Here is a 12898-nt window from a genome sequence, read left to right on the forward strand (position 1 = left end):
CTCGGAGCACTGGCGAAGGCATGCGCTTTTCTTAGGTCATCGTACCGCTCGCCAGCGCGTCGGCAAGTTCGTCCTGGAACTTGGGATGCGCGATTCCGATCAGCGCTTCGCCGCGCTCGGCAAGCGATTTTCCCTTCAGATCCACCATGCCGTATTCGGTCACGACGATCTGCGTGTCGTTGCGCGGGACGGTCACGGGGCCGTCGAGCCGGGGCACGATCCGCGAGACAGTGCCTTCCTTGGCTGTCGAGTGGCAGACGATGATCGACTTGCCCCCGCGCGATGCTGCAGCACCGCGGACGAAATCGAGCTGGCCGCCCGAGCCGCTGTACTGTCGCCCGAGCAGATGCTCGGAGTTGCACGCGCCGCCGAGATCGATCTGCAGCGTCGCATTGACCGAAACGACCCGGTCGTTCTTGGCGATGTGGCGCGGGTCGTTGACCACCTGCACCGGGGCGCTGTGGATCGCCGGATTGTCGTCGAGAAAGTCGTAGAAGGCCGCATCGCCCATCGCGAAAGTGAAGACGCTGCGTCCCGGATAGGTGGTCTTGCAACGGTTGTTCACCGCGCCTGAGCGGATCAGGTCGGCCAGCCCCGGGGTCAGCAATTCGGTGTGGATGCCGAGATTCTTGTGCCCGCCAAGCATCGCGCAGACCGCATTGGGCAGCGTGCCGATCCCCATCTGGAGGCAGGACCCGTCCTCGATCAGCGCTGCGACCGTCCGGGCAATCGCCTCGTCCTCGGGGGTGCTCTCGGGGAAAGCGAGTTCGGCCAGCGGCGTCTCGTGCTCGACGATGGCATCGACCTCGGAGATGTGCAGCAGCGAATCCCCGAAGACCCGCGGCATGTTGGGATTGACCTCGACCACCAGTCGCCCGGCGGAACGCGCGACCGTGCTGGCGTAATCGTTGCCCGTCCCGAAGGTGAACCAGCCGTGCCGGTCCATCGGAGAAACCGCCGTGACGAACGTGTCGACCGCGACATCCTCGGAGAGCAGTTTCGAGGATTCGCTGAAGGCTACCGGGACGAACTCGATCGCGCTGCGGCCATCCTCGGCGGCGCGCCGGATAAGGTCGCGCTCGATCCGGGTCAGGAACATGCAATGCGGGCGCACCCGGTCGAGCAGATCGTAGCGCAGGATGGTCCGCGCGGCGTGCTCCATCGAATGGAAATACCACAGGTTCAAGCGCTCGAGCCCGCCACCCTCCACCCGCCGGGCGAGCGCGGTCAGCAAGGCCGGCGGCTGGGCGATGGCCATTGCCATGGCGACATTGTCGTCCGAGCGGATCTCGGCCACGGCGGCGTCGGGTGTGGTCAGCTTGGAGCGATAGAGCGCTGCGGGATCCATCGGCCAGCGATAGGGCATGCGGGGGGAGGGCGATAGCCCGGGCATAGAGGTGAGCGGGTGGTTGCCGGCATTCCAGAAAGATTGGTCGGGGAGACAGGATTCGAACCTGCGACCCTCTGCTCCCAAAGCAGATGCGCTACCAGGCTGCGCTACTCCCCGACTGAGGCCTTTTAAGCCTCGCTCCACCCGTCCGCCCCATCCGGTGGGCCCGGCAGGATTCGAACCCGCGACCTAGCCGTTATGAGCGGCCAGCTCTAACCGCTGAGCTACAGGCCCCAAGCATGCCGGATGGGCATATCCCGGATGAGCGGGCTGGCGGTTATACCGCAGCGCCGCGCAGAGCAAGCAAAAGGCGTTCAGACTTCCACGCTGGCGATGATTTCGGCCACCGTCGTCGGGCGTACGCTGCGCAGTTCGAGATAGGCGTAGATCGCGCGCAGCCAGTCGTAGAGCGCGTCGAGCTCGTCCTCGTTGCGGACATAGGGCGTCTTGCCCACCATCAGCGAGGGGCTGTGGAAACTGAGCACCAGCAGCGGAAGGCCGTCGTCGAGCGCGATGTCGATTCCGCGCAGCGCCTCTTCGCGGGTCACGCCCTCGGGGGTCAGCGCGATCTTCTCGAGCAGCGCCAGCCGCGACAGCAGGCCGTTGACCAGTGGAAAGGCCGAGGCGCGGGGATGGAGCCATTGCCCCTGCTTGCGCAACAGGCCCCAGAACACCGTCGTCAGCGGCAGCTCGAGCAGCTGGCGCTCGGCATCGACCCAATAGGGTTCGAGCGGATGGCGCGAATAATCGACGCCATGCCCGGCGCTGTAATCGAAGCGCGAGCGCACCGATGAGTCGATCGGGACGCCGGCCTCCTTGAGCAGCTCTGCGGTGTGCGGCCCAAGCCCGTAGCGCCCGGCGCGATAGATCTGCGGATGACAACCGAAATTCTTCTCGATCGCATCGCGCAGCCGCAAGAATTTGTCGCGTTCGAGATCGGCGGGAAGGTTGCCGGCGAAGCTGTTGTAAGGATTGACTTCCTCGCTGTGCGGCGGATTGACCCAGGGGTGGAGCTGGATGCCGATCTCGGCGGTGCCGCGCCGCACCGCATCGCCGAGGATTTCCTGCGCGCGCGGCGATTGCGCGATCGGCCAGTCGATCAGATAGACCGGGGGCACACCCAGGCCTTCGGCGAACTGCTGAAACTGTTCGAGCGCGCGGAATTGTTCGAGCCTATATTCGAAGGCGTTGAAATCGCCGTCCCAGTCGAACTCTTCCTCGGTGTCGACGGTCAGCAGCGAGCGTTGACCGAAGCCGGGTTCGAAACGCGTGCGCGCCTGAGCGGCTGGCGGGGCGAGCAGTGAATCTGGCAATGCGTCGCGCTCCCCCTCCAGGCGTCCCCACACCCCATCAAGCCCGGGGCGCTGCTTCATCCTGTGGCGCTGTCCGGGGCATCCACCCGGCTAGGTGGCGCCACGGCGCCGGTCAAGAGCGGCAGGGTCAGCACCAGCGCATCGCCATCGCGCGCCAGCTCGCCACCCGCCGCGCGCGCTTCCGCTCGCGCCAGCCGCAGTGAGAAGCCCGCACCGAAGATGCCGGGGCTGAGCGCACCGCCGCTGGGCCGGTTCTGGGTGGCGAAGAGATCGCTCGATGCCGCCAGGGTCGCAGGCAGCGCGCAGCGCAGCGACAGCTGGCCGTCGTCCTGCCCTAGCTCGAGCACGATCCGCTCGCCCGCACCGGTGGTCGCGGCGATGGTCGCAAGCAGCCGCCAGGCGAGCATTTCGGCGTCCTGCTTTTCGAGCGGGATCGCGGCGCTGGACAGCGTCCAGTCGCATTCGAGCCGCGCCACGCGCGACGACAGCACGGTCTGCAGCTGCTCGATCTGCTTGCGCAGGATGGCGGCGAAATCGCTGCTACCCGGTTCGAGATCGAGCACCCCGCCTTCGAGCCGCACCAGCCGGTCGAGTTCGTCGAATCCCGCCAGCATCCGCGCGCTGTCGCCGGCGATCGCCGCTGCAAGCGCGCGGTACTCATGCGGGGTAGCACCGAACAATTGCTGCTGGATCACCTCGGCGAAACCCTGGATCGCGTTCACCGGGGTGCGCAATTCGTGGAGCAGCTGGCGGATGCGGTCGGCCTCGCTCTCGGCCTGGTCCTGCGCGCTGGTATCGGCGGGACGGCGGAAGCGCCCGACGTAACCGTAGAAGCGCCCGTCGGTGCGGGTAAAGCGCGGGGTGGCATCGACCAGCCAAGTGCCCGCGATCCGCTCGGCGCCGGCCAGCTCGACCGGCGCCTCGCGCAGCGGCTGGCGGTTGAAGAAAGCACTGGCGAAGGCACTTTGCGGCCCGAGCGCGGAGCGATCCTGACCGCGCACCAGATCGGTGCCGACCACCATCGTCGCGATCGCCGGGTCGGCCCATTCGATCTTGCCGTCGACATCGGTGGCGAAGGTGAACAGCTCGCTGCGCCGCCGCGACCCGTCGCGAGGCTCGCGGTCGAGCGGCAATTGCGGAGCGGATTCGCGGTCGACGGCGGTTGTGCCGGTCTCGCGCGCCTTGTTGAAGGCCTCGATCCGGCGGACCAGCGCGGCGATCCCGCTGTCGTCTCTGGAGCCGGTGCTATCGGCGCTCGTGTCGTTGGCGGGTGCGGCCTGCGCCAACGGCGGTTCGACGGGCTCGGGCGTCGCGACCCGCTCGGGCAGCGGCAGGCCGCGATCGCTGACGCCCAAACGATCGAGAATGGCGACGGCGCGCGGAGGAAGATCGCGGCGATTGCGCAGGAAACCGCGGGCGCGGATCGGCAGCTCGGGAATAACCTCTGCCCATTCCGCCTCGCCCAGCCGCGCCTGCGACAGTGCGGCGGCGGCGACATCGGGTTCCGCTTCTGCAAGCCATTCGACCAGCCGCGCATTGCGGATCCGCACTCCGTCGCTCTCGACGATCCGTGCTCGCTCGCGGAAAGGGATCAGCGCCGCCAGCGCGTCTAGCCGCAGATAGGCAGCCGCCTCGAGGCTCGCGTCGCGCCCGCCCGCAGGATCGCCCAGCAGGTCGAGCAGCTGGCGAAACTGTGTCTGCGCGGCCCGTTCTCCGGTCGCCCGATGGCGCAGAACGGTGGCAAGGCGGTCGTCGAAATGCATGCTTCTCCGGGTATGCGAAGGGATCGACGCCATCCTAGGCGGCCGTGTTCGACAGGCTTGTCGGCTACCCGGATGCCCTCTCACCTATGCCTTCATATCTGTGTAACGAACAGGCTGAACACAAAGTTGCGCCCACGTTGCAAAGCGGGACAATTGCTGGCAAGAACAACATTATTAGCAGAACGCGCATCGTCGCGGCACAACCTTTCGCACTTGCAGCGAAACTAGCCGCGGCGGCCGTATTGGGGGCTCGTAGAATGGCAAACCTCGACACTATCGATCGTCGCCTGCTGGCGGAATTGCAGGACGACGGGCGAATGACCAATGTCGAGCTTGCCCATCGCGTCGGCCTCACCGCACCACCCTGTCTGCGACGCGTTCGCGCGCTCGAGGAACTGGGCGTGATTCGCGGCTATCACGCCGATCTCGATCCGGCCAAGCTGGGGTTCTCGATCACCGTCTTCGCGATGGTCAGCCTGCGCAGCCAGGCCGAGGGCGATCTGCGCGAATTCGAAGCGGCGATGGCCGATCTGCCCGAGGTGCGCGAAGTCCACATGCTCAACGGCGAGATCGACTTTATCCTCAAGATCGTGAGCGAAGATCTGCAGCGGTTCCAGGAATTTCTGACCAGCAAGCTGACGCCGGCGCCCAATGTCGCCAGCGTCAAGACCTCGCTGACGATCCGCACCAGCAAAAACCTGCCAGGCGTGCCGCTGGGCTGAAGACCCGCGCCGTAAGTGCTGCGTGAGCGCCGCATGGCGCCCGCGCAGCCGGTCTGACTTTGGGTCAGACCTCGCGTTCCTTGAGCCAGTCCTCGAGCCATTTGATCGAATAGTCGCCGCTCAGAATATCGTCCTGCCCGAGCAACGCCTGATGCAGCGGGATGCTGGTCTTGACGCCCTCGATCACCATCTCGTCGAGCGCACGGCGCAGCCGCATGATGCATTTTTCGCGGCTGCGGCCATAGACGATCAGCTTGGCGATCATGCTGTCGTAATAGGGGGGGACCCGATAGCCGGCGTAGAGCCCGCTATCGACCCGGACATGCATCCCGCCCGCAGCGTGGTAATAGGTCACATCGCCGGGGCTGGGGGCGAAGGTGAAGGGATCCTCGGCGTTGATCCGGCACTCGATCGCGTGGCCCTTGAACTCGACCTCGTCCTGGGTGATCGCCAGCGGCTTGCCCTCGGCGATGCGGATCTGCTCGCGCACCAGGTCGATTCCGGTGATCATCTCGGTGACCGGGTGCTCGACCTGAAGCCGCGTGTTCATCTCGATGAAGTAGAACTCGCCGTCTTCCCACAGGAATTCGATCGTGCCGGCGCCGCGATAGCCCATGTCGGCCATCGCCTTGGCGCAGATGTTGCCCATGCGGTTGCGGTCCTCCTCACCCAGCACGGGGGAGGGGGCTTCCTCGAGCACCTTCTGGTGGCGGCGCTGGAGCGAGCAATCGCGCTCGCCCAGATGGATCGCCTTGCCCTGGCCGTCGCCGAGGATCTGGAATTCGATATGGCGCGGATTGCCGAGATATTTCTCGATATAGACGGTGGCGTCGCCGAAGGCGGATTTGGCTTCGTTGCCGGCCTGTCGCATCAGCGTCTCGAGCGTGTCCTCGCTCTCGCAGACCTTCATCCCGCGCCCGCCGCCGCCCGAGGCGGCCTTGATGATCACGGGGTAGCCGATCTCCTGCGCAATCTCGCGCGCCTCGTCGAAATCGCTGACCGCGCCCGCCGAGCCCGGGACCAGCGGCAGGCCGAGAGCGCCCGCGGTGCGCTTGGCCTCGACCTTGTCGCCCATGGTGCGGATATGCTCGGGCTTGGGGCCGATCCAGGCAATGTCGTGCGCCTCGACGATCTCGGCGAATTTGGCGTTTTCGCTCAGGAATCCGTAGCCGGGATGGATCGCATCGGCGTGCGAAATCTCGGCCGCCGAGATGATGTTGGCGATGTTGAGATAGCTCTCGCTAGCTGGAGCGGGTCCGATGCAGACCGCGTGATCGGCGAGCCGGACATGCATGGCATCGGCGTCGGCGGTGGAATGCACCGCCACCGTCTCGATGCCCATTTCATGCGCCGCGCGGTGGATGCGCAGGGCGATTTCGCCGCGATTGGCGATCAGGATGCGGGTAATGTCCATGGGAATGCTCAGCCGATGACGACCAGCGGCTGATCGAATTCGACCGGCTGGGCGTTCTCGACGAGGATGGCCTTGACCGTGCCCGAGGCATCGGCGGCGATCGGGTTCATCACCTTCATGGCTTCGATGATCAGCAGCGTGTCGCCCGCTTCGACCGTGTCGCCGACCTTGATGAAATCGGCGGCGCCGGGTTCGGGCGCCATATAGACCGTGCCGACCATGGGCGATTTCATTGCATTGGCGTGATCGGCGACAGGAGCGGGCACGTCGGATCCCGGCGCCAGCGATGGCGGTGCGGCGGCGGGAGCGGCGACAAACTGCGGCGCTGCGGCGACCGGCGCGGCGCTGATGGTCCGCGCGACGCGGATCTTGCGATCGTCGTCCTCGACCTCGATCTCGGTCAGTCCGGACTCTGCGAGCAGCTCGGCCAGTTCGCGCACCAGATCCATATCGACATTCATACCGGGTTTTTCCCCGGAGCCGCTCTTTCGTTCCGCCATGGTCTTCCTTGTTTGTTATTTGCGCGACTTATGCGCGTGAGGCGTGCGTGTGGCAAGGGGGGCACATGGTCACAAACCCACCTCGTGGTCACGCTCTACAGCGCCGCGGCGCGCTCCAGCGCGACGACATAGGATTGCGCGCCGAGGCCCTGCACGGTGTCCGCCGCCGACATGCCGACATAGGAGCGATGGCGGAACTCCTCGCGCTGCGAGGGGTCCGACAAATGCACTTCGATCACCGGCAGCGCGATGCTGCGGATCGCATCGAGCAGCGCGATCGAGGTGTGGGTGTAGGCCCCGGCGTTGAGCAGCACCGCCGCAAAACCCTCTCCCTCGGCCTGCTGCAGCCAGTCGAGCAGCACGCCCTCGTGGTTCGACTGGCGGCATTCGACCTGGAGCCCGAGTTCGTGGCCACGCGCCGCGAGCAGCGCCGCGATATCTGCCAGCGTGGCGTGCCCGTAGATGTCGGGCTCGCGCTGGCCGAGGAGGTTGAGATTGGGTCCGTTGAGGACGAGAATCCGGCGGGTTTGTGTCGCGGAGGGCGTTGTGGGGGGGGTGGCAGGCATGGGGCTAGGATTAGCCGCAGGAGCGCCTGTTTGTCGACGGTCTCGCTTCGCTACTTGCTGCCCCGCCTTCCCCCATCCCCTTGGGGAGGAGCCGGGGGTGGGGGTGCGGCGCCAGTGGCGTCAGGCGCCAAACACCCCTACCCGACCTCTGCCTGAAGGGGGAGGAGAAGGAAAGGCCTGAGACAACCCAATTGCGGTCGTTCGGTTAAAATGCGATGCTTCAGCGCAATGACCTATTTGGATACAACGTCGCGCAAGCGCGGTTGCATTGGTCTCATTATATTTGGCGTTCTTCTCTTAGCACTGCCCGCTGGCTGGCTGGCTGGGCGTCCATACACATCGACCGCTCCTCGCTTGTTTGACTCGCAAGCATGGAAGGAAGCTGACCCCACAGGTTGGCCCGCCGATGATACGAGGTGCGCCATGATTGCCGACCTTCGACTGCGAGTCGGAATCGAAGGCAAATCGCGCGACGACCTGCTGGGGCTACTGGGCAAGCCGGAGAAATGGCGGTCCGCGCCGGCGGAGGAGTATTGGCCCTTGTGCCCTAGCTTTCTGGACACTTGGGTGCTGACTGTGCGGTGGAAAGATGAGCGCGTTATTGATGCAGTCGTCCACGATACCTAGCGTCTTCTTTCCTACCAATACCAGTTTATCCCGCGGTCACGGAAAATCGCCACCCCCTACCGATCCACGCCCTTGACCTTGCCCCATTGCCGCGCGGCGGTGTAGCCGAGGTAGCCGGTGCCGAAGAGCGCGTAGAGCGGTTCGGGGAGGCCGGCGAGATAGGCGTTCATACCGGCGGCGATATCCTGCGCGGTGGCAGGCGAGAAGGCGGCGAGCACCCCCATCGGCAGCGCCCACAGCAGCAGCACGTACATCACATAGAGGAACGACGGGCGCGCGCGGCTGGTCCAAGGGTCCTGAGAGCCCGCCTCCGCGACGATCGCCGCGAGCCGCGCCTCGATGGTGCGCAATTCCTGCGTGCCTTCGAGATGGAGCAGCTCGAGCTTGGCGCTGGCGCGCGCTTCCTTGTCGGGGATGAGCTTGTCGAGCAGCGAGGCGAGCGGACCGATCAGCGTTTCGACGATTGCCATGCGGGTTCTCCTTCCGAGTCGCCGGAAGAATGAACCAAATGGGTTTGTGTAGGAAAGTAAAATTTGCCGTATGGGCGAAACTAGTTCGCAGGAAAGCGATTGCTGGTGCGGTTCGCATATGCGACCAGCGAGAGCATCACCGGCACCTCCACCAACACCCCTACTACCGTCGCCAGCGCCGCGCCGCTCGACAGGCCGAACAGTCCGATTGCCACCGCCACCGCCAGTTCGAAGAAATTGGACGTGCCGATCATAGCGCAGGGTGCGGCGATATTGTGCGGCACCTTCCACGCCCAGGCGGCGGCATAGGCCAACGCGAATATCCCGTAGGATTGGATCACGATCGGGATCGCGATCAGCACGATCAGCAGCGGATTGCCGACGATGATCTCGGCCTGGAACGCGAACAGCAGCACCACCGTCGCTAGCAGGCCGATGATCGACCAGGGCTTGAGCCGCGCGGTGAAACCGTCAACTGCGCTCTCGTCGCCGCAATGGCTCGCGACCACGCGGCCCCGGACGAACGCTCCCGCGACCAGCGGCACCACGACATAGAGTCCGACCGAAAGCAGTAGCGTCTCCCACGGCACCACGATGTCGGTAACGCCGAGCAGCAGCGCCACGATCGGCGCGAAGGCGACGATCATGATCAGATCGTTCACCGAGACCTGCACCAGCGTATAGGCCGGATCGCCCTTGGTCAGCTGCGACCAGACAAAGACCATCGCAGTGCAGGGCGCGGCGCCGAGCAGGATCAGCCCGGCGATATACTGGTCGGCTTCGCCCTCCGTCATCAGCCCGGAATAGATGTAATCGAAGAACAGCACCGCCAGCGCGGCCATGGTGAACGGCTTGATCAGCCAGTTGACCACCAGCGTGATCACCAGCCCCTTGGGCTTGCGGCCGATATCTCTGATGCTGGAAAAATCGACCCCGACCATCATCGGGAAAATCATCGCCCAGATCAGCACCGCGACGACGAGATTGACCGAGGCGTATTCGAACCCCGCGATCACCCCGACCAGAGCGGGCGCGATCAGCCCCAGCGCGATCCCGGCGAGGATGGCGCCCAGCACCCAGATGGAGAGATAGCGTTCGAATGCGCCGAGAGGGGAGGCGGCTGGCTCTGGCTGGGCGAGCGTGTTCACTCTACGAGCCCCCTCCGATCGCCGGTGCTTCCCCGCGGGCAGGCTACAAGCTCGGGCAGGTCGGCGCACAGCCGCGGGTCGCCCCGGCAGCAATCCTCCATCAGGAAGCCCATCAACCGCCGCATCCCGTCGAAATGCGCGCGGTAGCGGATCACGCGGCTCTCGCGCTGCGAGAGTGCGAGTTCGGCGCGTTCGAGATTGGCGAGATGATACGACATGGTCGAGGAGGGCACGCCACAGGCCTGCGCGATTTCGCCCGCCATCATGCCCGCGGGGCCAGCCTGGACGAGCATGCGAAACACCGTCAGCCGCGTCTCATGCGCCAGCGCAGCCAGCGCATCCACGGCCCAGATTTGCTCGGTTTCCGGCATGTTCGCTCCCGTGTGTCGGGACGCGAAATAGCGCGACACGTGGATGCGTCAATCGATAGTTCGAAAACAGTCGAATTATCGAGCCTATATCATGCTCGGCTCAGCGGACCATCAGCACCGGAGCCTTGACCGTGCGGACCATCTCGGTGGTCGTGCTGCCAAGGATCATCCGCCGGATCGGCGAATGGCCATAAGCGCCCATCAGGAGCAGCGCGCCTTCGGTCGCGGCGACGACGCCCGGGATCACCTGCTCGGCCTTGCCGCGCTCCATGATGGCGGTGACCGAATGTTCGGGCGCGAAAGTGGCCTCCGCCTTGGCCAGCTTGGCGCGATCGGCCTCGCTGCCGGCTTCGGCCATCACGATGGTGACGGGCAGGCCGGCGAACAGCGGCGAATTGGCAAGCCGCTCGAGCGCGCGATCGGCCGCAGGGCTGGCGTCATAGGCGAAGACGATGTGCTGCGGCTCGGTGTATTCGCGCGAGGCTACCAGCACCGGCTTGGCGCTTGCGCGCACCACTCGCTCGATCATCGAACCGATATGGTCGCCCGCCGATTCATGCGCCACGCCGCGCTTGCCCAGCACCAGGACGCGCGCGGTATCCTCGCGTTCGAGGATGGTTTCGACCACCCCGCCGTGGCGGTGCAGCGCGGTGACTCGCGCGACACCGGCTTCGCGCAGCATTTGTTCGCCCGCGGTCAGCAGCACGCGGCCTTTCTCGATTTCGATCCGGCTGCTGTCCTGCGACAGGCGGACCAGCTCTTCCATCAGATCGCTTTTGACCCCGAGCCCGATCGCGCCCGACAGATCCTTGCGCGCGGTTACCGGGTCCTGGTGCTGCACCACATGGAGCAGTTCGACCGGGAGCGACAGCCGGGTCGCCGCCCATGCGGCATGACGGCATACGCTGGTGGCGTAGGTCGAGGCGTCGATCGCCGCGAGCACGTGTTCCAAGGTTCTCTCTCCCACTCAGTGCGCGCCCAGCTGCTCATCGGCGCCGGGCTTGTCGTGAATTGCATAGCGATCGATCATCGCCGCGCTGGCATCGTTGAGGCCCAGCACTTCGACCTCGGTCCCCTCGCGGCGGAACTTGAAGATCGCCTTGTCGAGCGTGCCGACCGCCGAAATGTCCCAGAAATGCGCTTGTGTCACGTCGATCACGACGCGGTCGAGCACTTCCTTGTAGTCGAACGCGGAGACGAAGCTGTCGGAGGAGGCGAAGAACACCTGCCCGCCGATACGGTAAGTCCGCGTGCGGCCATCCTCGGACAGATCGGTCTCGACGGTGAACATCCGCTTGACCTTGCTGGCGAAGAACAGTCCCGAGAGGATCACGCCCGCCAGCACGCCCTGCGCCAGATCGTGGGTCCAGACCACGATCACGACGGTAACGAGCATGACCACTGAGGACTGCCAGGGGTGGATGCGGATGTCCTTGATCGAACGCCAGGAGAAAGTGCCGATCGAGACCATGATCATCACCGCGACCAGCGCGGCCATCGGGATGATCGCCACCAGCGAGCCGAGCACCAGCAGCAGGAACAGCAGGAACACGCCCGAGACCATGGTCGAAAGCCGCGTCTCGCCGCCCGATTTCACATTGATGACCGACTGGCCGATCATCGCGCAACCGCCCATGCCGCCAAGGAAGCCGGTGAAGAAATTGGCGATGCCCTGACCCTTCATCTCGCGCTGCTTGTCCGAACCGGTGTCGGTCAGATCGTCGACGATCTGTGCGGTCAGCATCGATTCGAGCAGGCCGACCGCGGCCATCGTCGCCGAATAGGGCAGAATGATCTGCAGCGTCTCGAGCGTGAAAGGCACGTCGGGGATCAGCCAGGCGGGGAGCGAGGAGGGGAGTTCGCCCATATCGCCCACCGTGCGGACGTCGAAGCCCGAGTAATAGACCACCGCCGTCAGCACCGCGATCGCCACCAGCGGCGAAGGGATCGCCCTGGTCAGCATCGGCATCAGGTAGATGATCGCGAGGCCCGCGGCGACCAGCGCATAGGTCAGCATCGGCACGCCGGTCAGCTCGGGCAATTGCGCCATGAAGATCAGGATCGCCAGCGCGTTGACGAAGCCGGTGATTACCGAGCGCGAGACATATTGCATCAGCAGATGCAGCCGCAGATAGCCCGCGATCAGCTGGATCACGCCCATCAGCACGGTCGCGGCGAAGAGATATTCGACGCCGTAATCGCGCACCAGCGGCACGACGATGACCGCCACCGCGGCAGTCGCGGCGGAGATCATCCCCGGCCGGCCACCGACCAGCGCGATGATCACCGCGATTGAGAAGGAGGCGTAGAGGCCGACGCGCGGATCGACCCCGGCGATGATCGAGAAACCGATCGCCTCGGGGATCAGCGCGAGCGCGACCACGATCCCGGCGAGAATGTCGCGGCGGGGATTGGAAAGCCATTCGCGCCTGAGCGCAGCGATATCGAACATGGGAATGTTTGCCTGACCCACACGACCGGCGTGGCGCAATGGTGCGATGCGAAAGCATCAACCATGATGTGCGTTTTGAACTGCCGGTCTGAACATTGTCCCGGGGATAGGCGCCGGGCCGAGCCACCCGGCAGCGCCGGGTCCGATGGATTTGCGTGCCTC

General features: G+C 65.3%; 12 protein-coding genes, 2 tRNA genes and 1 other annotated feature. Of the genes, 1 reads left to right on the plus strand and 13 read right to left on the minus strand.

What is annotated here, in order from left to right:
- Window positions 1-31: 31 nt before the first annotated feature.
- The 5 genes from ACWIKC_RS04490 to ACWIKC_RS04510 all read right to left on the minus strand — a co-directional run bounded on the left by ACWIKC_RS04490 (window position 32) and on the right by ACWIKC_RS04510 (window position 4466).
- Complete coding sequence (locus ACWIKC_RS04490; RefSeq protein WP_454598932.1) at window positions 32-1366, minus strand: acetyl-CoA hydrolase/transferase family protein; 1335 nt, start codon at window positions 1364-1366, stop codon at window positions 32-34.
- A gap of 64 nt (window positions 1367-1430) precedes the next feature.
- A tRNA-Pro gene (locus ACWIKC_RS04495) sits at window positions 1431-1507 on the minus strand.
- A 44-nt stretch (window positions 1508-1551) separates the two neighbouring features.
- Window positions 1552-1624: transfer RNA gene (locus tag ACWIKC_RS04500), tRNA-Ile, on the minus strand.
- Window positions 1625-1704: 80 nt separating this feature from the next.
- Window positions 1705-2703 carry a polysaccharide deacetylase family protein gene (locus ACWIKC_RS04505; protein ID WP_454598933.1) on the minus strand — a complete coding sequence of 333 codons (999 nt, stop codon included), beginning with the start codon at window positions 2701-2703 and terminating at the stop codon, window positions 1705-1707.
- A 56-nt stretch (window positions 2704-2759) separates the two neighbouring features.
- On the minus strand, window positions 2760-4466 hold the full coding sequence (locus ACWIKC_RS04510; RefSeq protein WP_454598934.1) for a histidine kinase dimerization/phospho-acceptor domain-containing protein: 1707 nt from the start codon (window positions 4464-4466) through the stop codon (window positions 2760-2762).
- Window positions 4467-4723: 257 nt separating this feature from the next.
- On the opposite strand from ACWIKC_RS04510, the gene ACWIKC_RS04515 reads away from it, so the two are divergent.
- The gene (locus ACWIKC_RS04515; protein ID WP_454598935.1) at window positions 4724-5188 is read left to right on the plus strand and encodes an Lrp/AsnC family transcriptional regulator; all 465 of its coding nucleotides are present in this window, start codon (window positions 4724-4726) and stop codon (window positions 5186-5188) included.
- 64 nt (window positions 5189-5252) lie between these two features.
- On the opposite strand, the gene accC is transcribed toward ACWIKC_RS04515, so the two are convergent.
- The 8 genes from accC to ACWIKC_RS04555 form a co-directional block, all read right to left on the minus strand.
- Window positions 5253-6602: an acetyl-CoA carboxylase biotin carboxylase subunit gene (gene accC, locus ACWIKC_RS04520; protein WP_454598936.1), complete on the minus strand. Its 1350-nt coding sequence runs from the start codon at window positions 6600-6602 to the stop codon at window positions 5253-5255.
- A gap of 8 nt (window positions 6603-6610) precedes the next feature.
- Window positions 6611-7063, minus strand: coding sequence for an acetyl-CoA carboxylase biotin carboxyl carrier protein (gene accB, locus ACWIKC_RS04525; RefSeq protein WP_454598937.1), 453 nt, complete (start codon window positions 7061-7063; stop codon window positions 6611-6613).
- A 134-nt stretch (window positions 7064-7197) separates the two neighbouring features.
- Entirely contained in the window at window positions 7198-7668 is a 471-nt protein-coding gene (aroQ, locus tag ACWIKC_RS04530) for a type II 3-dehydroquinate dehydratase (protein ID WP_454598938.1), read from the minus strand.
- A 683-nt stretch (window positions 7669-8351) separates the two neighbouring features.
- Window positions 8352-8765 (minus strand): holin family protein, encoded by a 414-nt coding sequence (locus ACWIKC_RS04535; RefSeq protein ID WP_454598939.1) that lies wholly within the window; start codon window positions 8763-8765, stop codon window positions 8352-8354.
- 80 nt (window positions 8766-8845) lie between these two features.
- Window positions 8846-9913 (minus strand): ACR3 family arsenite efflux transporter, encoded by a 1068-nt coding sequence (gene arsB / locus ACWIKC_RS04540; protein WP_454598940.1) that lies wholly within the window; start codon window positions 9911-9913, stop codon window positions 8846-8848.
- Window positions 9910-10284: an ArsR/SmtB family transcription factor gene (locus ACWIKC_RS04545; protein WP_454598941.1), complete on the minus strand. Its 375-nt coding sequence runs from the start codon at window positions 10282-10284 to the stop codon at window positions 9910-9912. The genes arsB and ACWIKC_RS04545 overlap by 4 nt, the downstream gene beginning before the upstream one ends.
- 100 nt (window positions 10285-10384) lie before the next feature.
- Window positions 10385-11227, minus strand: a complete 843-nt coding sequence (locus ACWIKC_RS04550; RefSeq protein WP_454599436.1) for a universal stress protein — start codon at window positions 11225-11227, stop codon at window positions 10385-10387.
- 24 nt (window positions 11228-11251) lie between these two features.
- Window positions 11252-12736 (minus strand): SulP family inorganic anion transporter, encoded by a 1485-nt coding sequence (locus ACWIKC_RS04555; RefSeq protein ID WP_454598942.1) that lies wholly within the window; start codon window positions 12734-12736, stop codon window positions 11252-11254.
- A 93-nt stretch (window positions 12737-12829) separates the two neighbouring features.
- Window positions 12830-12883: a sequence feature (sul1 is cis-regulatory element that is thought to sense ions involved in sulfur or methionine metabolism; They are found in Alphaproteobacteria), on the minus strand.
- Between the last annotated feature and the right edge of the window lie 15 nt (window positions 12884-12898).

The organism is Qipengyuania sp. SM2507 (assembly GCF_053714505.1).

What these genes read in the sequence shown, in the direction of transcription:
- ACWIKC_RS04490 (WP_454598932.1), bottom strand. Translation starts at nt 1,366, where the DNA reads ATGCCCTATCGCTGGCCGATGGATCCCGCAGCGCTCTATCGCTCCAAG.
- ACWIKC_RS04510 (WP_454598934.1), bottom strand. Translation starts at nt 4,466, where the DNA reads ATGCATTTCGACGACCGCCTTGCCACCGTTCTGCGCCATCGGGCGACC.
- ACWIKC_RS04515 (WP_454598935.1), top strand. Translation starts at nt 4,724, where the DNA reads ATGGCAAACCTCGACACTATCGATCGTCGCCTGCTGGCGGAATTGCAG.
- accC (WP_454598936.1), bottom strand. Translation starts at nt 6,602, where the DNA reads ATGGACATTACCCGCATCCTGATCGCCAATCGCGGCGAAATCGCCCTG.
- accB (WP_454598937.1), bottom strand. Translation starts at nt 7,063, where the DNA reads ATGAATGTCGATATGGATCTGGTGCGCGAACTGGCCGAGCTGCTCGCA.
- aroQ (WP_454598938.1), bottom strand. Translation starts at nt 7,668, where the DNA reads ATGCCTGCCACCCCCCCCACAACGCCCTCCGCGACACAAACCCGCCGG.
- ACWIKC_RS04535 (WP_454598939.1), bottom strand. Translation starts at nt 8,765, where the DNA reads ATGGCAATCGTCGAAACGCTGATCGGTCCGCTCGCCTCGCTGCTCGAC.
- ACWIKC_RS04545 (WP_454598941.1), bottom strand. Translation starts at nt 10,284, where the DNA reads ATGCCGGAAACCGAGCAAATCTGGGCCGTGGATGCGCTGGCTGCGCTG.
- ACWIKC_RS04555 (WP_454598942.1), bottom strand. Translation starts at nt 12,736, where the DNA reads ATGTTCGATATCGCTGCGCTCAGGCGCGAATGGCTTTCCAATCCCCGC.